This window comes from Rathayibacter sp. AY1E8 (assembly GCF_002931415.1).
GTDB lineage: Bacteria > Actinomycetota > Actinomycetes > Actinomycetales > Microbacteriaceae > Rathayibacter.
Genome location: NZ_PSVI01000011.1, coordinates 21,728 through 40,845 on the forward strand (window position 1 = coordinate 21,728; position 19,118 = coordinate 40,845).

A 19,118-nucleotide genomic window follows, 5' to 3' on the forward strand; every position below is an offset into this window, starting at 1 on the left:
GGCGCTCGACGGGACGGGCGGAGCGGAGACGGCGCCTCGCGGACGGGACCGGCCCTCCCGTTCACGCGCACGCTCCGCCGCACCGGCCCGGCGGGGACGGCGGCGCTGTGCGAAACTGGGCGCGATGACCCACATGCTACCGCCAGCCCCCGACGGGCGGCGGAGCCTCGCCGACGTCCTGCCGGGCGCCCTCGACGCGCTCCTGGGCCGCCCCGGCCTCTTCGGTTCGCCCCGCGTCGAGCGGATCGTGATCGTCCTCGTCGACGGCCTGGGTGCCGCGAACCTCCGCCAGCGCGGGGGCCACTCGCGCACGCTCGCTCCGGCCCTCAACCGCGGCACCACGCTCGTCTCGGGCTTCCCGACGACCACCGCGGCGGCCCTGGCGAGCCTGACGACGGGCCTGCGCCCGGGCGGGCACGGGATGGTCGGCTACCGCGTGCTCGACCGCGCCTCCGACCGCCTGGTCAACCAGCTCTCCGGCTGGGACGAGGGCATGGTGCCCGAGATGTGGCAGCCCCACCCCACGGTCTTCGAGCAGGCCTCGGCCGCCGGTGTCCGGGCCGGAGTGATCGGCCCCGCGCGGTACGCCCGCTCCGGTCTCACGCGGGCGATCCTGCGCGGCGCCGAGTACCACTCCGCCGGCGGCGTCGCCGAGCGCTTCGCGGCGGCGCGCGCCCTGCTCGACGAGGGCGGCCGGCAGCTCGTGTACCTCTACGTCCCCGAGCTCGACCAGGCGGCGCACGCGCGCGGCTGGGAGTCGCCGGAGTGGACGGCAGCGCTCGAGCTCCTGGACGGGGAGGTCGGCGGAGCGGTCCGCGGGCTCTCCGCCCGCGAGAGCGTGCTGGTCACCGCCGACCACGGCATCGTGGACGTCCCGGCGTCCTCGCACGTGCTCGTCGAGCGGGGACCGCTGCTCGAGGGCGTCCGGCACCTCGGCGGAGAGCCCCGCTGCCTGCAGCTCCACCTCGAGCCGGGTGTGGACCCCGACGACGTGGCGCGGCGCTGGATCGAGGCGGAGGGCGCACGCTCCTGGATCGCGACACGCGACGGGGTCGCTGCGAGCGGCTGGTTCGGCGAGGTCTCACCGGCGGCGGCCGAGCGGATGGGCGACGTGTTCGTCGCGGCACGGAGGACCATCGCCTACTACGCGGCGGACGACTCCTCCGGCCGCTCGATGATCGGGCAGCACGGGTCGCTCACGCCGGAGGAGACGCAGGTGCCGCTCCTCCGCTTCGGCGCGCTGGCCTGAGCCGGGCCGGAGGGACGGGGGGCACCGTCCGCCCCGGCGGAGCCGCGCCGGCGGAGGGTCAGTCGTCGCTGCGCGCTCCGAAGACGATCTCGTCCCAGCTCGGCATCGACGCCCGCCCCCGGCGGAGGCTCCCGCGCACGCCCGACGGCTGCTCGGGGACCGGGGGAGCGGTGCGCGGCGGCTCCGGTGCCTTCTCGACGGGAGGAGCGGCCTCGGCCTCGGGCTCCGGCTCCTCGCGGACGCGGAGGCTCGAGGCGTGATCGCGCTCGCCCCGGCGGCGACGCAGGGCGTCGAGCAGGTCGGCGGTGTCGTTGAGGTTGCGCTCGCGCTGCTCCGTCGTGCTCGTGACGGGGCGGGGGAGCGTCGAGATCGGGCGCGGGGTCTCGGAGAGGGCCGGCTGCGGCTCCGTGTCGGAGGGGCGGACGGCGGCCGGCCGGGCGTGCGGCATCGCGGCGGGGCGGCCGGCGGTGGGGTGGTCGGCCCGGGCGGAGCGGCTCGGCGCCTCCGCGGACTCCGGGTCGAAGCGCGTGGCGAGCTCGTCGACGGCGGCGGGGATGACGGCGCGCAGGCGCGGGATGAGGGTCGGCCTGATCTCACCCTGCTGCGAGAGCGTGATCGCCTCGGAGGTCAGCGGCGACAGCAGCGCCTTCCGCGGGTCGAAGCGCCAGCGGGCGTCGTGGTCGATCTCGTCCGAGCGGAAGAGGAGCTTGACGACCCAGCCCTCCTCCTCCTTCCAGCTCGACCACTGCTCGCCCTCGGCGCCGAGCGACGCGAGGCGGTCGCGGATGACATCGCCGAAGGGCGTGCCCTCCTCGAGGGGATCGGGGTCGGTGGTCGTGTAGACGCGCACGGCGAGGGCGGACGCGACGATGTGCTCGCGCTCGGCCGTGACGGGTCCCTCGAAGCGCTGGACGTAGCCCAGGTCGGCGCCCGTGAGCTCGGCGACCTCCTCGGCGGAGAGCCCGGAGCGGATGTGGGCCTGGATCTCGCGGGGGGAGACGCGCTTCTCGCGCGGCGGGAGGGTGTGGACCCGCGGCCGCAGCTGGCTCTGCAGCGTCTCGTCGATGCGGACCGAGAAGCGCTCGCCGCCCTCGGACACGAGGACGAGCGATCCGCCCTCGACGCCGATCACCTTCAGTTCCATCATCGTGGGGACCCTCCTTCTGGACGCGGACCGGGCAAGGATGCCACGCGCCCGGGCGATCGGCCGGGAATACCCCGGGCGGGTCGAAAGTTGGTGCGGAAGGAGGCGGGGCGAGCGGGTGTCAAGAGCCGTTCGAGGTGGTTTGCGAATCGATGCGTCGTGATGCACACTGACCCCGCCGATTTGTTGAACAGCAGAAATAAGAAGTGGATGGGAATGGCTACGGACTACGACGCCCCCCGCAAGACCGATGACGACTCCGAGTCGATCGAGGCCCTGAAGGAGCGAGTCCCCGACAAGATGTCCGGAGTCGTCGACGTCGATGACGCCGACAACCCGGGCGGATTCGAACTGCCCGGTGCCGATCTGTCCGACCTCGATCTGGACGTCGTGGTCCTTCCGCCCCAGGCGGACGAGTTCACGTGCGTGAGCTGCTTCCTCGTGAAGCACCGCTCGCAGATCGACCACGAGGAGAAGCTCGGACCGATCTGCCTGGAGTGCGCCGCTTAAGCGCCTCCCGGCTCCGAAGGACGACCGCTCCGTCGCCGTGATCCCCGGATCGCGGCGACGATGTCGTCCGGGCGGCGGGTGGAGACCAGCCAGTACGGCGTCGGGTCGGCCGGATCCTCGATCGGGACCCGCACCACCTCCTTCACCCAGCCGCGGATGACCAGGTACGCCCGCGCGTCCAGGCGCGTCCCGCGCTCGGCGAACGCCTGGTCCCCCGAGTAGGAGGACGGCTCGCCCACGAGGTCCAGCGGGATGTGCGCGCGGCCGGCGCGCAGCTCCCCCTCCGCCACCTCGATCACGGGGGAGAGGGCCAGCAGCGACAGCACGCAGCCCGCGTACAGAACGACCGCGACGATCACCCCCACCGCGAGGTCGATGGGCGCGAACACCAGGATGCTGGCGGGGATCACGAGGGCGGTGGCGACGAAGAGCCAGGGCGCGGGCCACAGCCTCTCTCGGTAGGACGGCATGACCCTATTGGATCAGACGTTTGGTCTACCCTCGTCACGTGCCTGCAACCGTCGACGTCCCGATCACCGCGGACCGGCTCCCCTCCTACGCCCGTCCGGGCGACGCGGGAGCCGATCTCCACTCGACGGAGGACGTGGTGCTCGCCCCCGGTGAGCGCGCCTCCGTCGGCACCGGGGTGGCCGTCGCCCTCCCGGAGGGCCACGCCGGCTTCGTCGTCCCCCGCAGCGGGCTGGCCTTCAGGCACGGCATCACCGTCGTCAACGCCCCCGGAACGATCGACGCGGGCTACCGCGGCGAGATCCGGGTGGCGCTGCTGAACACCGACAGCCGCGAGACGTACCGCGTCTCGGCGGGGGACCGGATCGCGCAGCTCGTGATCGTCCCCGTCGTCCAGGCGAGGTTCACGACCGTCGACGAGCTTCCCGAGTCGGTCCGCGGCACGGGCGGCTTCGGATCCACCGGGTACGCCGCCGGCGCCCAGGAGACCAGAATCCACGAGGAGAGCGCATGAGCGACATCCAGCCCACGGCCGGCGAGGCCGCCGAGCCCGTCCAGCAGGACTTCGAGAAGTCGGCGCCGGAGGATCGCGCGGAGGCCGGGCCCCTGGACGAGCGCGAGGCCAACCCGGTCCGCCCCTACATCGACCTCGGCGGGGTGAAGGTGCTTCCCCGCGAGGGCATGCACATCCGCCTCGAGGTCGAGGAGGGGACCAAGCGCGTCATCGCCGTCGGCCTCGACTACGCAGGGTCGACGCTGCAGGTGCAGCCCTTCTCCGCGCCGCGCTCCTCGGGCCTCTGGCACGAGATCCGCGGCCAGATCGCCGAGCAGATCGGCCGTCAGGGCGGATCGACGACGGAGCGCGACGGCGTCTTCGGTCCGGAGCTCGTCGCCGAGCTCCCGATCGCCGGCGGCCAGACCCGCGTCGCCCGGTTCGTCGGCGTCGACGGTCCGCGCTGGTTCCTCCGCGGCGTGATCGCCGGAGCCGGAGCCGTCGACGAGCAGGCGGCCGCCTCGGTCGAGGAGCTCTTCCGCAGCATCGTCGTGGTCCGCGGCAGCGGCCCGATGCCTCCGCGCGACCTGATCCCGCTGAAGGTGCCGACCGGCAGCCAGACCCAGCAGAGCGCGAGCTGACCGGCATGGAGCCGGTGCGGCCCGAGGACCCGGCCCGATCGGAGGAGCCGGTCCGGCCCGAGGTGGGCGACGCGATCGCGCAGGCCGCCCGCCGCTCGGGACTCGGCGCGGTCGCCGACGGCGAGCCGTTCGACGGGAAGGCGCTGCTGCGCACCATGGGCGGCGTCCGGGGGATCCTCGAGGCCGTCGTGCCCGGCATCGCCTTCGTCCTGCTCTACACGGTCACCTCGGAGCTGGTGCTCTCGCTGGTCGCATCCGTCGGGCTCGCCGTGGCGTTCACGGTGGCGCGGGTGCTCGGCCGGACGCCGGTGATCCAGGCCGTCGGCGGGCTGCTCGCCGTGGTGGTCTCGGCCGCACTGGCGCTGTTCACCGGGCGGGGCGTCGACAACTTCGCCCTGGGGCTGCTCACCAACCTCGTCTACGGGCTCGTCTTCCTCCTCTCCGTCGTCGTGCGCTGGCCCCTGATCGGCGTCGCCGCCGGCTTCCTGATGGGGGACGGCACCGCCTGGCGGTCCGATCGGCGCAAGCGCCGCCTCTTCGGCGCCCTGACCCTCGCGTGGGCGGGGCTCTTCCTCCTGCGCCTGGCCGTGCAGTACCCGCTGTTCCTCGCCGAGGACACCACGGCGCTGGGCATCTGGAAGCTGGCGCTGGGCCTGCCCCTGTACGCGCCGCTGCTGGTGCTCACCGTGCTCGCAGTCCGGGCCGAGTACCGCGGAGCCGGCGAGCGCGCCGATGCGGGCGATGCTCCGGATCGTGCATAGAATTGTCTCGACGTCGAGATAAATAGCGCTCGCCTCCCCGCACCGTCGCGGCGAGGTCGACCGGGCGCCTCGGCGTCGAGGAGTTAGGTCCTCCTTGGTGGCAGGCCGCTGTGCGCGGTCGTCAAGATGAGGACGGAGAGCGGCTCCGCCCGTCGGCGGACGCTGCAGTCAGCGAAGGAGAGGGCGACGTGTCCGCGGTAGACAGCTTTGGATCGAAAGACACCCTGAAGGTCGGCTCGACCGACTACGAGGTGTTCCGCATCGACCGGGTCCCCGGTCACGAGAAGCTCCCGTTCAGCCTCAAGGTGCTGCTCGAGAACCTCCTCCGCACGGAGGACGGCGCGAACATCACCGCCGACCACATCCGCGCCCTCGGCGAGTGGGTCCCGGAGTCGGAGCCCGACACCGAGATCCAGTTCACGCCGGCCCGCGTGGTCATGCAGGACTTCACCGGCGTGCCCTGCATCGTCGACCTCGCCACCATGCGCGAGGCCGTCGCTGCCCTGGGCGGCGACGCGAACCGGATCAACCCGCTCGCGCCCGCCGAGATGGTCATCGACCACTCCGTCATCGCCGACCTCTTCGGCACCGAGGACGCGCTCGAGCGCAACGTCGAGCTCGAGTACGAGCGCAACGGCGAGCGGTACCAGTTCCTCCGCTGGGGCCAGACCGCCTTCGACGACTTCAAGGTCGTCCCGCCCGGAACCGGCATCGTGCACCAGGTCAACATCGAGTACCTGGCCCGCGTCACCATGACCCGCGAGGTGGGCGGCGCGCTGCGCGCCTACCCCGACACCTGCGTCGGCACCGACTCGCACACGACGATGGTCAACGGCCTCGGCGTGCTCGGCTGGGGCGTCGGCGGCATCGAAGCCGAGGCCGCGATGCTCGGCCAGCCCGTCTCGATGCTCATCCCGAAGGTCGTCGGCTTCAAGCTCACCGGCTCGATCCCGACCGGCGTGACCGCGACGGACGTCGTGCTCACCATCACGCAGATGCTGCGCAAGCACGGCGTGGTCGGCAAGTTCGTCGAGTTCTACGGGGCCGGCGTCGCCGCGGTGCCGCTCGCCAACCGCGCCACCATCGGCAACATGAGCCCCGAGTTCGGCTCCACCGCCGCGATGTTCCCCATCGACGACGTGACCCTCGACTACCTGCGCCTCACCGGCCGCAGCGACGAGCAGATCGCCCTCGTCGAGCAGTACTCCAAGCTGCAGAAGCTCTGGCACGACCCCGCGGTCGAGCCGGTCTTCAGCGAGTACCTCGAGCTCGACCTCGGCACCGTCGTCCCCTCGATCGCCGGCCCGAAGCGCCCGCAGGACCGGATCGAGCTCTCGTCCGCCAAGACGCAGTTCGAGTCGGACCTCACCAACTACGCGGACGTCTCGCACGACATCGTCGACCTGACCATCGCGGAGTCGTTCCCCGCCTCCGACCCCGGAGAGCTGCAGCCGCAGGACGAGCACAGCAGCCACGAGCACACCCACCGCTCGCACGCGCCGGCGACCGCCTCCAAGCCGACCACGGTCGAGCTCGGCGAGGGCGGGACCTTCACGATCGATCACGGCGCCGTCGCGATCGCGGCGATCACCTCGTGCACCAACACGTCGAACCCGTCCGTCATGCTCGCGGCCGGCCTGCTGGCCCGCAACGCGGCGCAGAAGGGTCTGAAGGCCAAGCCGTGGGTCAAGACCACGCTGGCGCCCGGATCGAAGGTCGTCACCGACTACTACGAGAAGGCCGGCCTGACCGAGTCGCTCGAAGCGCTCGGCTTCTACACGGTCGGCTACGGCTGCACGACCTGCATCGGCAACTCCGGCCCGCTGCTCGAGGAGATCTCGGCCGCGGTGCAGGACAACGACCTCGCCGTGACCGCCGTGCTCTCGGGCAACCGCAACTTCGAGGGCCGCATCAACCCGGACGTGAAGATGAACTACCTGGCGAGCCCCCCGCTCGTCATCGCCTACGCGCTCGCCGGCTCGATGAACTTCGACTTCGAGGTCGACGCGCTCGGCACCGACTCCGACGGCAATGACGTGTTCCTCAAGGACATCTGGCCCGACGCGGCCGAGGTGCAGGCGACGATCGACTCGTCGATCGACAAGTCGATGTTCGACACGCAGTACGCGGGCGTGTTCGACGGTGACGAGCGCTGGCGCGCGCTGCAGACCCCCGAGGGCTCGATCTTCGAGTGGGACGAGTCGTCGACCTACGTGCGGAAGCCCCCGTACTTCGACGGCATGACGATGGAGACGACCCCGGTCACCGACATCGCCGGTGCCCGCGTGCTCGCCAAGCTCGGCGACTCCGTCACGACCGACCACATCAGCCCCGCCGGCTCGATCAAGGCCGACAGCCCCGCCGGCCGCTACCTCGACGAGCACGGCATCGACCGCAAGGACTACAACTCCTACGGCTCGCGCCGCGGCAACCACGAGGTGATGATCCGCGGCACGTTCGCGAACATCCGCCTGCGCAACCAGCTGCTCGACGGCGTGGAGGGCGGTTACACCCGCGACTTCACTCAGCCGGACGCCCCGCAGTCGTTCATCTACGACGCGTCGCAGAACTACCAGGCCGAGGGCACCCCGCTCGTTATCCTGGGCGGCAAGGAGTACGGCTCCGGCTCGTCGCGCGACTGGGCGGCCAAGGGCACGAGCCTGCTGGGCGTCAAGGCGGTCATCGTCGAGAGCTTCGAGCGGATCCACCGCTCGAACCTCATCGGCATGGGCGTCGTCCCGCTGCAGTTCCCCGCGGGCGAGAGCTGGGAGTCGCTGGGCCTGGACGGCACCGAGTCGATCAGCATCTCGGGCATCGAGGAGCTGAACGAGGGCGTCACCCCCAAGACGGTCCACGTCGTCGCCGAGCCGACCGAGCACTCGGCCGAGGGCAAGCAGACCGTCGAGTTCGACGCGGTCGTCCGCATCGACACCCCCGGTGAGGCGGACTACTACCGCAACGGCGGCATCCTGCAGTACGTGCTGCGCTCGCTCGTCTAGATCAGCCGCAGAGCGTGTGCGCCTTCCCTGCGGGGGAGGCGCACACGCGTTCCCGGGGGCCCCGTGCGTAGACTCGGGAGACGTCCCCACCTCGCTCACGACCCCGGAAGGCGGCGCGCATGGCTGTTCTCGAGACCATCGGCGGTCCTCGCGATCTCGATCGCCTGACCGCGGCCGAGCTCGAGACGCTGGCGCAGGAGATCCGCGACTTCCTCGTGCGCGAGGTCTCGAAGACCGGCGGCCACCTGGGGCCGAACCTCGGCGTCGTCGAGACGACCATCGCGATCCACCGGGTCTTCGACTCGCCGCACGACGCGATCGTGTTCGACACCGGCCACCAGTCCTACGTCCACAAGCTGCTCACCGGTCGCCAGGACTTCTCGAAGCTCCGGCAGCGCGGCGGCCTCGCCGGCTACCCGCAGCGGAGGGAGTCGCCGCACGACATCGTCGAGAGCTCGCACGCCTCCAGCTCGCTGTCCTGGGCGGACGGCATCTCCCGCGCCTTCACGATGACCGGTCAGACCGACCGCCACGTCGTCGCGGTCGTGGGCGACGGCGCCCTCACCGGCGGCATGACCTGGGAGGCGCTGAACAACATCAGCGACGACAACTCCCGCGGGCTGGTCATCGTGGTCAACGACAACGGGCGCTCCTACGCCCCGACCATCGGCGGCATGGCCCGCTTCCTCAACGGCGTCCGCACGCGGCCGACCTACCGCACGATCCACCGCGGCTCCCGGGCCGTCTCGGAGCGGCTGGGCGGCCCCGCCGCCGCCGTCTACCGCGGCGTGCGCGGCGGGCTCCACGGCTTCCTCAGCCGCTTCATCAACAACGAGGCGCTCTACTCCAACCTCGACATCAAGTACCTGGGGCCGATCGACGGACACGACCTGACGGCGATGGAGGAGGCCCTCCAGCAGGCGAAGGACTACGGCCAGCCGGTCATCGTCCACGCGATCACCCAGAAGGGCAAGGGCTTCGGTCCGGCCGTGCACGACCTCGCCGACCAGTTCCACGCCGTCGGGCAGATCGACCCCGAGACGGGCGAGCCGCTGAGCGCGGCCGGGGCCCGATCGTGGACCTCGGTGTTCGCCGAGGAGATCGTCACCCTGGCCGACCAGGACCCGACGATCGTCGGCATCACGGCCGCCATGCTCCGGCCCGTCGGTCTCGACCGCCTCGCGGAGAAGTACCCGGAGCGCGTCTTCGACGTCGGCATCGCGGAGCAGCACGCCGTGACCTCGGCCGCCGGTCTCGCCTTCGGCGGGCTGCATCCGGTCGTCGCGCTGTACGCCACCTTCGTGAACCGCGCCTTCGACCAGGTCTTGATGGACGTCGCACTGCACCGCGCGGGCGTCACCTTCGTACTGGACCGCGCCGGAGTCACCGGGCCCGACGGTCCGAGCCACCACGGCATGTGGGATCTGGCGATCCTGCAGGTCGTCCCGAACATCCGCCTCGCCGCTCCGCGCGACTCCGTGCGTCTGCGCGAGGAGCTGCGCGAGGCCGTGGGCGTCACCGACGCGCCGACCGTGGTGCGCTTCTCGAAGGGGAGCGTCGGCGACGAGATCGACGCCGTCGAGCGCCTCGGCGACGGAGTCGACGTGCTCGCCCGCGCCGAGCGCAAGGACGTGCTGCTGGTCACGGTCGGGCCGATGGCCGCGATGGGTCTCGAGGTCGCTCAGCGGCTCGCGGCCCAGGGCATCGGAGCCACTGTCGTCGACCCCCGCTGGGTCGTGCCCGTGCCCACCAGCATCATCGAGCTCGCCCGCGAGCACCGAATCGTCGTCTCGATCGAGGACGGGGTGCGCGTCGGCGGGATCGGCACGCGCATCCGCCAGGACCTGCGCGAGGCCGGCGTGGACACCGCGGTGACAGAGCTCGGGCTGCCCGACCAGTTCCTCGACCACGCGAAGCGCGAGGAGATCCTCGAGGACGTCGGGCTCACTCCCCAGCACATCGCCCGCGACGTCGTCGCGCAGGTGCTGGGCAGCAAGATCCCGGTCGCCCGTCCGCTCCCGGACGAGGTCGAGGCCCGGGACGACGCCCGCAGCGACTGATCGTCCGTCGGGACCCGTCCCGCAGGCGACGCGCGGAAGGGGCGCCGGATCAGATCCGGCGCCCCTTCCGCGTCACTGCACTCCGCGTCAGTCGACGCCGCGGATCGCGGGGTGGTGGAACGTGTCCCCGAACGCCCGCTCGCTCGCGCCGACCCGGTCGAGGTAGGGCGTGAGCCCGCCCATCTGGAACGGGTAGCCCGCGCCGAGGATCAGGCAGAGGTCGATGTCCTCCGCGGCGTGCACGACGTCGTCGTCCAGCATCCGCTTGACCTCGTCCGCGAGACCCGTCTCGACGCGCAGCCGCAGCTGCTCGGCCGTCATCGGCTCCGTGCCCCCGGCGACGATCGCGACCGCGCGCTTGTCGACGCCCTTCACACGCCCCTTCGCGTCGCGCTCGAAGACGTGGCCGAGCTCGGCGAGGCGGTGCAGGTTGGGGCTGTCGAAGAAGCGGTCGGGGAACGCGGCGTGGTGGGTGTCGAGCACGTGCGCGCCGACCTTGAGGCCCACCAGCTCGAGCAGCTCGAACGGGGTCATCGGCAGGCCGAACGGAGCCAGCGACTGCTCGACGACCTCGAAGGGAGTGCCCGTGTCGCCCGCGTGCATCGCCTCGCCCAGGACCTTCGCCAGCACGCGGTTCACCACGAAGCCCGGGGTGTCGCGCGTGATGACGGCGTTCTTCTTGAGCTTCGCGGCGGTGACCATCGCCGTCGAGAGGGTCTCGTCGTCGGTGTGCGGCGTCCGGACCACCTCGATCAGCGGCATGACCGCGACCGGGTTGAAGAAGTGGAAGCCGACGAGGCGCTCGGGGTGCTCCAGCCGCTCGCCGATGCGCTCGACGGAGAGGGACGAGGTGTTGGTCGCGAGCACCGCCGTGGGCGAGACGTAGCGCTCGATGTCGGCGAAGACCTCCTGCTTCACCGACAGCTCCTCGAAGACCGCCTCGATCACCCAGTCGGCGTCGGCGAAGTCGGAGCGATCGGTCGTGCCGGTGATCAGCGCCCGGAGGCGGTTCGCGTCGTCGGGAGAGACGCGCCCCTTCGCCAGCAGCGCATCGATCTCGGCGCGGATGCCCGCGACGCCCTTGTCGACCCGCTCCTGGTCGAGGTCGGTGATGACCACCGGCACCTGGAGGCGGCGGAGGAAGAGCAGCGCGAACTGCGAGGCCATGAGGCCCGCGCCGACGACCCCGACCTTGGTGACGGGCTTGGCCAGCGCCCTGTCGGGCGCTCCCGCGGGACGCTTGGCGCGCTTCTGCACCAGATCGAACGCGTAGATGCTCGCGCGGAACTGGTCGCCCGAGATCAGGTCGGCCAGCGCCTCGTCCTCGGCGGCGAAGCCCTCCTCGCGGGTGGTGTTCTTCGCGGCCTTGAGAAGCTCCAGCGCGCGGTACGGAGACGCCGCGACCGTGCCGATCCGCGACTCCAGCTGCTTGCGAGCGATCGAGATCGCGACGTCCCACTTGACCAGCCGCTCCAGCTTGCCGGGTGCGTTCGGCCGCTCCACCTTCACGGAGCCGCCGATCACGCCGTCGGCCCAGCGGAGCGAGTCCTCGAGGAAGGCGGCGGGCGGGAAGATCGCGTCGGCGATGCCGAGGTCGAACACCTCCTGGCCCTTGAGCGTGCGGTTGTTCTTGAGCGGGTTCTCGACCACGACCTTGAGGGCGTTCTCGATGCCGATCAGGTTCGGCAGGAGCCACGCGCCGCCCCAGCCGGGGATGATGCCGAGGAAGACCTCGGGGAGCCCGAGCGCGGGGATGGAGGAGTCGACGGTGCGGTAGTCGGCGTTCAGGCCGATCTCGGTGCCGCCGCCCAGGGCGAGGCCGTTGATGAAGGCGAAGGACGGCACGCCCAGCTCGGCCAGCATCCCCAGCGTGCGGTGGCCCAGGCGCGCCAGCTGGCGGCCGAGCTCACGGCTCGGGATGGCCCCGACCTTGCTGAGGTCGGCTCCCGCGGCGAGGATGAACGGCTTGCCGGTGATGCCGACCGCCTGGATCTCGCCGCGCGAGGCGCGCTCCTTCTGCGTGAGGAGGACGTCCGCCAGCTCGAAGAGCGACGCCGGCCCGAAGGTGTTGGGGCGGGTGTGGTCGCGGTCGTTGTCGAGCGTGATCAGGGCGAGCGTGCGGCCGCTGGGCAGCGGCACGTCGCAGACGTAGGAGTGGGTGACGACCTCGCCCTCGGCGAGGTCCACGAGGTTCTCGAATCCGTCGAGCATGGGTCAGCGTCCCTTCCGTCGTCCGCGCTTGCCGTCGTAGTGCGGGTTCTCCCAGATCACCGTGCCGCCCTGGCCGAGGCCGACGCAGAGGGCCGTCACGCCGTAGCGGACCTCGGGGTGCGACTCGAACTGCCGGGCCAGCTGGATCATCAGCCGGACCCCGGAGGAGGCGAGCGGGTGGCCGATCGCGATCGCTCCGCCGTACTCGTTGACGCGCGGGTCGTCGTCGTCGAGGCCGAAATGGTCGAGGAAGGAGAGCACCTGCACGGCGAACGCCTCGTTGAGCTCGAAGAGCCCGATGTCCTCGATGCCCAGGCCCGCCTTGCGGAGCGCCTTCTCGGTCGAGGGGACCGGGCCGATGCCCATGATCTCGGGCTCGACGCCGGCGTACGCGAAGCTCACCATCCGCATCTTCGCGGACAGGCCCAGCTCCTCCGCGGCCTCGGCGCTGGCCAGGAGCGACACCGTCGCCCCGTCGTTGAGCCCGGAGGAGTTGCCCGCGGTCACCCGGCCGTGGGGGCGGAACGGGGTCCGCAGGCCCGCGAGGCCCTCGAGGGTCGTCTCGGGGCGCGGTGCCTCATCGGCGGTCGCGAGGCCCCAGCCCGCGGCACTGCGCGTGGCGACGGGGACGAGGTCCGGCTGGATGCTGCCGGCGGCGTACGCGGCGGCGAGCTTCTGCTGGCTCCGCAGGGCGTAGTGGTCGGCGCGCTCCTTCGTCAGGTGCGGGAAGCGGTCGTGGATCCGCTCCGCCGTGCGGCCCATGTTGAGCGCGTCCTCGCCGACGAGGCGCTCGGAGAGGAAGCGCGGGTTGGGGTCGGCGCCGAAGCCCATCGGATGCCGGCCCATGTGCTCCACGCCGCCGGCGAGGACCACGTCGTAGGCGCCGAACGCGATGCCGCCCGCGGTCGCGGTGACCGAGGTCATCGCTCCGGCGCACATGCGGTCGATGGCGAAGCCGGGCACCGACTTCGGCAGCCCGGCGAGCAGCGCCGCCGTGCGGCCGAGGGTCAGGCCCTGGTCGCCCTGCTGGGTGGTGGCGGCGATCGCCACCTCGTCCACCCGCTCCTTCGGCAGCGCGCCGTTGCGCTCCAGCAGACCGATCATCGCCTTGACGACGAGGTCGTCGGCTCGGGTCTGCCAGTACATGCCCTTCTCGCCGGCACGCCCGAACGGAGTACGGACTCCGTCGACGAACACGACTTCGGATCTCTCGGCCACAATGCCTCCCAGGAACTCACGGTCGCCGTCGATCGTAGGAACCGGTACCGCGCAGCCGGAATCCTTTGCCGCTTCCTACGAAGGGGTTTCGGTGCCCTCGGCCGGCGCTTGGGCCGCTTCGACAAACGCGGTGGCGATCGAGCCCGACGTGGCTTCGACCTGCCAGGCGCGGGCGCCGGCGCGGGTGAGCTCCGCGGCGACCGACTCCGCGGTCAACGGCTCGGGCGGGTTCCAGGCCACCCGGCGCAGCAGCTCCGGCGTGAGCAGGTTCTCGACCGGGAGCGAGAGCAGCTCGGCGATCTCGGTGACCACGGCGCGTCCCGCCTTCAGACGGGCGTCGGCGGCCGGGTTGCGATCGCCCCACGCGCGCGGAGGGGGGAGCGTGTCGGCGGCAGGGCGGGTCGGGCTCGGCAGGTCCTCGGTCGTCGTCCCGCGCTCGATCGCGGCCCACCAGCGCTCGACCTCGCCGCGGCTGGCGCGGCCGGTGAAGTCGCGGCGGCCCGAGAGCTGTCCGATGCTGGTCGGGATGTTGCGGGCGACCGCGATGATCGAGGAGTCGGGGATCAGGCGGCCGGGAGCGATGTCGCGCTCGCGGGCGAACGCGTCCCGGGCCAGCCAGAGCTCGCGCGCCACGGCGAGGGGGCGCGGGCCGCGGAGCGAGTGCATGCCGGAGAGGCGGCGCCACGGATCCGGCGGGACCGCCTTCGGGGCGCGCGCGAGCGTCGCCTCGAACTCCTCGCGGGCGATGCGCGTCTTCCGCGCGGCGATGAGCATCTCCTCCATGCGGTCGCGGAGGTCCACGAGGAGCTCCACGTCCTTCGCGGCGTAGACGAGCCAGCTCTGGGGGAGGGGGCGGGTCGACCAGTCGGCGGCCGAGTGCTCCTTGGCCAGGTGGATGCCGAGGAGGTCCTCGACGACGGCGCCGAGGCCCACCTTGGGCAGTCCGAGGAGCCGGGCGGCGAGCTCGGTGTCGAAGATCCGCACCGGGTCCAGGCCCACCTCGCGCAGGCAGGCGAGATCCTGGCTGGCGGCGTGGAGGACCCACTCCTCCTGGCCGATGACCGCCTGCAGGGCGTCCATCCGGCCGATGGCGGGGGGATCGAAGAGGAACGCGCCGGCACCGCGCCGGTAGACCTGGATCAGGTACGCGCGCTGCGAGTAGGTGAAGCCGGAGGCGCGCTCGGCGTCGACGGCGACGGGGCCCTCGCCGGCGGCGAGGGCGTCGACCGCGGCGAGAAACTCGTCGGGCGTGGAGAGGACACGGTAATCAGTCACGGTTGTTCCGTCGGAAGGCGAGCGGGGTCACACCGTCGCTCGATACGGGCGGGAGACCCGCGAGCATGCACAACAGCTCCCCCCACCCTTCCACGTGAGCGGCGAGCTGCGCATCATCCGGGCTCCAGGAGGCGCGGATCTCGATCTGCGCACCGTCCCCCTGAGCGGCAAGCTCGCCGAAACCGGTGGAGAGCACCTTGGTGGCCGTGCCGGACGCGGCGGAATAGGAGGCGCCCCGCGCCCCGAGGGCGTCGATGAGCCAGGACCAGGCGACCTCGGCGAGGAACGGATCGGTGCCGATCTCGACCTCGAGCGGGGCCTGGGCGAAGCAGACGACACGGAAGGGGCCGCCCCACTGCTCGGGCTCCTCGGGGTCGTAGAGCAGGATGAAGCGCCCCGTGCCCAGCTCGGAGTCGCGTCCGTGCGCGTGCGGCGCGACGTCGCCCGACAGGGCGAGGGCCCAGGGCGCGAGACCCGACGGCGAGGCGATCTCGGACACGGTGAGCTCGGCGCGCGTGGCAGCGGCGCGGATCGACTCCGCCGCGACCCGGAACTCCTCGGGGAGCTGGGACGACGCTGGGAATTCGGGCACGGTCGCAGACTAGGGTTCCGACGCGCCCGGGACGCGCAGGCACGCCGGGTGGGCGGCTCTCAGCGCGTGCGGCTCCAGCGGGCGTAGACGGCCCCGGAATCGTCCGCGGCCAGGAGCGTCAGGCCGTAGGCGTCGTCGACGACGGCCGTGCCCGTCGCGACCGGGAGGCCCGGCAGGACGACGCGCGGCGAGGTGGTGAGGCACAGCTCGTCGACCCGGCCCGAGGCGAGGAACTGGCCCGAGAGCGAGGCGCCGCCCTCGCAGACGACGCGGTGCAGGCCGAGCCCGGCGAGAGCCTCCAGGAGCTCGTCGACGCCGATCCGCTCCGAGGAGGACGGGACCGGGACGACCTCGACGCCGGCGGGGAGCCCCTCCACCGCGCCGCGCGACTCCGGCACCAGCAGCAGGACCCGGGAGCCCTCCTGCAGCTCCAGGCGGTGCCCGGCGAGATCGCCCGAGGCGGAGACGACGGCGAGCGGGACCCGCCGGGGGACGCGGTAGCCCTCGGCGCGGACGCTCGCGGCTCCGACGAGGACGACGTCGGCCTGCTCGCGGACGACTCCGAGGATCGTGCGGTCGACGCGGTTGGTGAGCGTCTCGCTCGTGCCGTCGGAGCCGGTGCTGGAGCCGGTGACGCTCGCGATCATGTTCAGGCGCACGCGCACCGCCTCGTCGGGACGCCAGGCGTCCGCGACCGCCGCTCGCGCGCCCTCCTCGCCGATCACGATCGGCGGACCGGCGGGGACGAGCGGCCGGAGGATCATGCGGCCAGGTGCGCGCGGACCTGCCGCTTGGTACGGCCGAGCAGCGCGGTCATGCCGCGCAGGCGCAGCGGCGAGACCGCCTCCGAGAGGCCGATGGTCTGCGGGAAGTCGTCGGGGACGGCGAGCACCTGCTCGGGGGTGAGCCCGGCCAGGCCCTGCGCCAGGATCGACGCGAAGCCGCGCGTCGTGGGCGCCTCGCGGGGAGCCGTGGCGTGCAGGTGCACGATCCCGCCCTCGACGTCGACGACGATGAAGACGGGCGCCTGGCACTCCTCCACGCGCTCGAAGAGGTCCGGGTGGTCGCGGTAGCGCTCGGGCAGGTCGGGGAGCTCGTTCGAGAACTCGAGCAGGAGCTGCAGGCGCTCCGGCTTCTCGAGGGCGAGGAACTCCTCGCGGATGTCGCGCAGAGCGTCGGGGAGCGTGGTGTCGGTCATCCGGTCCAGTGTCTCATCGGGGGAGGGGCGGCGGGCGGTCGCAGCGGAGGCCGGGAGCCCGGATCCGGCCCGTCGACGGGCGGATCGGCGCTCCCGGCCTCCGTCGTGACGCGTCAGCGGGCCGCGGGGGCCTCGCCGGGCTCGGCGCCCTGCACGATCGGGACGCGGACGGCGCTGCCCCACTCGGTCCAGGAGCCGTCGTAGTTGCGGACGCCCTCGAAGCCGAGGAGGTGGGTCAGCACGAACCAGGTGTGGGCGGAGCGCTCGCCGATCCGGCAGTAGGCGATGACGGAGTCGCCGTCCTTCAGCCCCGCGCCCTCGCGGTAGATGCCGTTCAGCTCGTCGAGGGGGCGGAAGGTGCCGTCCTCGGCGGCGGCCCTGCCCCAGGGCACGTTCTGCGCGCTGGGGATGTGACCGGCGCGCAGGGCGCCCTCCTCCGGGTAGGCCGGCGCCGTGGTGCGCTGCCCGGTGAACTCCTCCGGGGAGCGGACGTCGATCAGCGGGTTGCCGAAGTGCGCGAGGACGTCGTCCTTGAAGGCGCGGATCTCGGCGTCGCTGCGCTCGACGACGGGGTACTCGGCGGGCTCCGGGGAGGAGGCGTCCGTGGTCGTCGGGCGGCCCTCCGCGAGCCACTTGTCGCGACCGCCGTCGAGCAGACGGACGTCCTCGTGGCCGAAGAGGGTGAAGACCCAGAGCGCGTAGGCGGCCCACCAGTTGTTCTTGTCGCCGTAGACGACGACGGTGGCGTCGCGGGCGATGCCCTTGCCGCCGACGAGCGCGGCGAACGCGGCACCGTGGATGTAGTCGCGCTGCACCGGGTCGTTGAGGTCGGTGTGCCAGTCGATCTTGACGGAGCCGGGGATGTGGCCGGTCTCGTAGAGCAGGACGTCCTCGTCGGACTCGACGACGACGAGACCGGGAGTGCCGAGGCGCTGCTCGAGCCAGTCGGCGCTGACGAGCCGTTCGGGGTGCGCGTAGGAGGCGAACTTCGGCGACGGATCGGTTTCGACGGACAAGGAGGACCTCCAGGATGGTGCGCGGAGCGCGGGCGTGATTCCACGGCGGGCTACGCTGGAGCCCGCCCTTCAGCGACAGTACGCGTCCGCGGACGACGCCGCACGGAGGGCGCCGTAAGAGTTCGACACAGAACCGCGGCGGCTCCGTGCCCGGTGCGGCCGCCGCCACTGAGCGCACGGACCCCGCCGTGCGCAGGATGCGAGACGCGAGTGAGCCCCGACGACGTCCGATCGACGAGCAGCCTGACCGCCCGCTCGCCCCAGATCAGCGGGCACGAGATCGCGTCGACGCTGGTGCCCCCGCGCCAGTTCGAGGGCGCCACCTTCGAGAGCTACCGTCCCGACCCGGAGTACCCCTCGCAGGCCGACGCGGTGGAGGCTCTCCGCGCGTTCGCCGCCGACGGCGGATCCAAGGGAGGCGGAGGCGGCTTCCTGGGCTTCGGCCGGAAGAAGGCCCCCGCGGTCAAGCCGGGCGTGTACCTCGACGGCGGCTTCGGCGTCGGCAAGACCCACCTGCTCGCGGCGATCTGGCACGCGGTGCCGGGCCGCACCTACTTCGGGACGTTCATCGAGTACACCGCGCTCGTCGGCGCGCTCGGCTACGCGGCGACCGTCTCGCTCCTCAAGGGCTCGGCGCTGCTGTGCATCGACGAGTTCGAGCTGGACGACCCGGGCGACACGATGCTGATGACGCGGCTCCTCGGCGAGCTGGTCGCCTCCGGGACCCGCATCGCCGCGACCTCGAACACCCCGCCCAACGCGCTGGGCGAGGGGCGCTTCGCCGCGGCGGACTTCCTCCGCGAGATCCAGTCGATGGCCGCCCACTTCGAGACGATGCGGATCGACGGCACCGACTACCGGCGCCGCGACATCGAGGGCCACGCCGTGGTGCGCACCGACGAGGAGATCGACGCTCTCGTCGCGGCCGCCCCCGCCGGCTCCGTCGTCACCGACGACCCGTTCGCGGACGCCGTGCACCACCTGGGCACCGTGCACCCCTCCCGCTACATCAAGGTGATCGACGGCGTCGACACCATCGTGCTCCGGGGCGTCACCGCTCTGACCGACCAGACCGACGCCCTGCGCCTCGTGGCCTTCATCGACCGGGTCTACGACGCGCAGATCCCGGTCCTCGCCTCCGGGACGCCCCTCGACGAGGTCTTCGGCGGCGACATGCTGAGCGGCGGCTACCGCAAGAAGTACCTGCGCTCGATGTCGCGGCTCATCGCGCTCACCTCGATGGCGCCCCGCTCCTAGGGGCGGATCCGCTCTCCTCCCGGCGT

General features: G+C 72.2%; 17 protein-coding genes. 8 read left to right on the forward strand and 9 right to left on the reverse strand.

What is annotated here, in order from left to right; all coding sequences use genetic code 11:
* The first annotated feature begins 124 nt into the window (after window positions 1-124).
* Window positions 125-1,249 (forward strand): alkaline phosphatase family protein, encoded by a 1,125-nt coding sequence (locus tag C5C74_RS04815; protein ID WP_258064096.1) that lies wholly within the window; start codon window positions 125-127, stop codon window positions 1,247-1,249.
* A 58-nt stretch (window positions 1,250-1,307) separates the two neighbouring features.
* On the opposite strand, the gene sepH is transcribed toward C5C74_RS04815, so the two are convergent.
* Window positions 1,308-2,396, reverse strand: a complete 1,089-nt coding sequence (gene sepH / locus C5C74_RS04820) for a septation protein SepH (RefSeq protein WP_104238755.1) — start codon at window positions 2,394-2,396, stop codon at window positions 1,308-1,310.
* A 213-nt stretch (window positions 2,397-2,609) separates the two neighbouring features.
* On the opposite strand from sepH, the gene C5C74_RS04825 reads away from it, so the two are divergent.
* Window positions 2,610-2,903 carry a DUF4193 domain-containing protein gene (locus C5C74_RS04825; protein WP_055792269.1) on the forward strand — a complete coding sequence of 98 codons (294 nt, stop codon included), beginning with the start codon at window positions 2,610-2,612 and terminating at the stop codon, window positions 2,901-2,903.
* Here the strand turns inward: C5C74_RS04825 and C5C74_RS04830 are convergent.
* Complete coding sequence (locus tag C5C74_RS04830) at window positions 2,900-3,373, reverse strand: DUF3093 domain-containing protein (protein WP_104232568.1); 474 nt, start codon at window positions 3,371-3,373, stop codon at window positions 2,900-2,902. The genes C5C74_RS04825 and C5C74_RS04830 overlap by 4 nt on opposite strands.
* A gap of 38 nt (window positions 3,374-3,411) precedes the next feature.
* Here C5C74_RS04830 and dut point away from each other — a divergent pair, with 38 nt between their 5' ends.
* The 5 genes from dut (at window position 3,412) to dxs (ending at window position 10,325) form a co-directional block, all read left to right on the forward strand.
* Window positions 3,412-3,885, forward strand: coding sequence for a dUTP diphosphatase (gene dut, locus C5C74_RS04835; protein WP_104319836.1), 474 nt, complete (start codon window positions 3,412-3,414; stop codon window positions 3,883-3,885).
* Window positions 3,882-4,505 (forward strand): DUF3710 domain-containing protein, encoded by a 624-nt coding sequence (locus C5C74_RS04840; RefSeq protein WP_104248032.1) that lies wholly within the window; start codon window positions 3,882-3,884, stop codon window positions 4,503-4,505. Before dut ends, C5C74_RS04840 begins: the two co-directional genes overlap by 4 nt.
* A 5-nt stretch (window positions 4,506-4,510) precedes the next feature.
* Window positions 4,511-5,266, forward strand: coding sequence for a DUF3159 domain-containing protein (locus C5C74_RS04845; RefSeq protein ID WP_104255031.1), 756 nt, complete (start codon window positions 4,511-4,513; stop codon window positions 5,264-5,266).
* 188 nt (window positions 5,267-5,454) lie between these two features.
* A complete protein-coding gene (acnA, locus tag C5C74_RS04850) occupies window positions 5,455-8,265 on the forward strand; it encodes an aconitate hydratase AcnA (RefSeq protein ID WP_104267882.1) in 2,811 nt (936 codons plus the stop codon).
* Between the two features lie 119 nt (window positions 8,266-8,384).
* Window positions 8,385-10,325 (forward strand): 1-deoxy-D-xylulose-5-phosphate synthase, encoded by a 1,941-nt coding sequence (gene dxs, locus C5C74_RS04855; protein ID WP_104351073.1) that lies wholly within the window; start codon window positions 8,385-8,387, stop codon window positions 10,323-10,325.
* A gap of 87 nt (window positions 10,326-10,412) precedes the next feature.
* On the opposite strand, the gene C5C74_RS04860 is transcribed toward dxs, so the two are convergent.
* From C5C74_RS04860 to C5C74_RS04890, 7 genes are all read right to left on the reverse strand, one after another.
* A complete protein-coding gene (locus C5C74_RS04860) occupies window positions 10,413-12,536 on the reverse strand; it encodes a 3-hydroxyacyl-CoA dehydrogenase NAD-binding domain-containing protein (RefSeq protein WP_104351074.1) in 2,124 nt (707 codons plus the stop codon).
* 3 nt (window positions 12,537-12,539) lie between these two features.
* Window positions 12,540-13,754 carry a thiolase family protein gene (locus tag C5C74_RS04865; RefSeq protein WP_104225236.1) on the reverse strand — a complete coding sequence of 405 codons (1,215 nt, stop codon included), beginning with the start codon at window positions 13,752-13,754 and terminating at the stop codon, window positions 12,540-12,542.
* Between the two features lie 75 nt (window positions 13,755-13,829).
* The gene (locus C5C74_RS04870; RefSeq protein ID WP_104222092.1) at window positions 13,830-15,029 is read right to left on the reverse strand and encodes a ribonuclease D; all 1,200 of its coding nucleotides are present in this window, start codon (window positions 15,027-15,029) and stop codon (window positions 13,830-13,832) included.
* Entirely contained in the window at window positions 15,022-15,621 is a 600-nt protein-coding gene (locus C5C74_RS04875) for a DUF3000 domain-containing protein (protein ID WP_104351075.1), read from the reverse strand. The genes C5C74_RS04870 and C5C74_RS04875 overlap by 8 nt, the downstream gene beginning before the upstream one ends.
* A 59-nt stretch (window positions 15,622-15,680) precedes the next feature.
* The gene (locus tag C5C74_RS04880) at window positions 15,681-16,385 is read right to left on the reverse strand and encodes a dihydrofolate reductase family protein (protein ID WP_104351076.1); all 705 of its coding nucleotides are present in this window, start codon (window positions 16,383-16,385) and stop codon (window positions 15,681-15,683) included.
* On the reverse strand, window positions 16,382-16,819 hold the full coding sequence (locus C5C74_RS04885) for a SufE family protein (RefSeq protein ID WP_104222086.1): 438 nt from the start codon (window positions 16,817-16,819) through the stop codon (window positions 16,382-16,384). Before C5C74_RS04885 ends, C5C74_RS04880 begins: the two co-directional genes overlap by 4 nt.
* 113 nt (window positions 16,820-16,932) lie before the next feature.
* A complete protein-coding gene (locus tag C5C74_RS04890; RefSeq protein ID WP_104351077.1) occupies window positions 16,933-17,835 on the reverse strand; it encodes a sulfurtransferase in 903 nt (300 codons plus the stop codon).
* A gap of 210 nt (window positions 17,836-18,045) precedes the next feature.
* Here C5C74_RS04890 and zapE point away from each other — a divergent pair, with 210 nt between their 5' ends.
* Window positions 18,046-19,092, forward strand: a complete 1,047-nt coding sequence (gene zapE, locus C5C74_RS04895; RefSeq protein WP_104351078.1) for a cell division protein ZapE — start codon at window positions 18,046-18,048, stop codon at window positions 19,090-19,092.
* The last annotated feature ends 26 nt before the right edge of the window (window positions 19,093-19,118 follow it).

Bases quoted from the DNA above. Each gene is read 5' to 3' on its own strand.
- C5C74_RS04815 (WP_258064096.1), top strand. From the start codon at position 125: ATGACCCACATGCTACCGCCAGCCCCCGACGGGCGGCGGAGCCTCGCC.
- sepH (WP_104238755.1), bottom strand. From the start codon at position 2,396: ATGATGGAACTGAAGGTGATCGGCGTCGAGGGCGGATCGCTCGTCCTC.
- C5C74_RS04825 (WP_055792269.1), top strand. From the start codon at position 2,610: ATGGCTACGGACTACGACGCCCCCCGCAAGACCGATGACGACTCCGAG.
- C5C74_RS04830 (WP_104232568.1), bottom strand. From the start codon at position 3,373: ATGCCGTCCTACCGAGAGAGGCTGTGGCCCGCGCCCTGGCTCTTCGTC.
- C5C74_RS04840 (WP_104248032.1), top strand. From the start codon at position 3,882: ATGAGCGACATCCAGCCCACGGCCGGCGAGGCCGCCGAGCCCGTCCAG.
- C5C74_RS04845 (WP_104255031.1), top strand. From the start codon at position 4,511: ATGGAGCCGGTGCGGCCCGAGGACCCGGCCCGATCGGAGGAGCCGGTC.
- dxs (WP_104351073.1), top strand. From the start codon at position 8,385: ATGGCTGTTCTCGAGACCATCGGCGGTCCTCGCGATCTCGATCGCCTG.
- C5C74_RS04860 (WP_104351074.1), bottom strand. From the start codon at position 12,536: ATGCTCGACGGATTCGAGAACCTCGTGGACCTCGCCGAGGGCGAGGTC.
- C5C74_RS04880 (WP_104351076.1), bottom strand. From the start codon at position 16,385: ATGATCCTCCGGCCGCTCGTCCCCGCCGGTCCGCCGATCGTGATCGGC.
- C5C74_RS04885 (WP_104222086.1), bottom strand. From the start codon at position 16,819: ATGACCGACACCACGCTCCCCGACGCTCTGCGCGACATCCGCGAGGAG.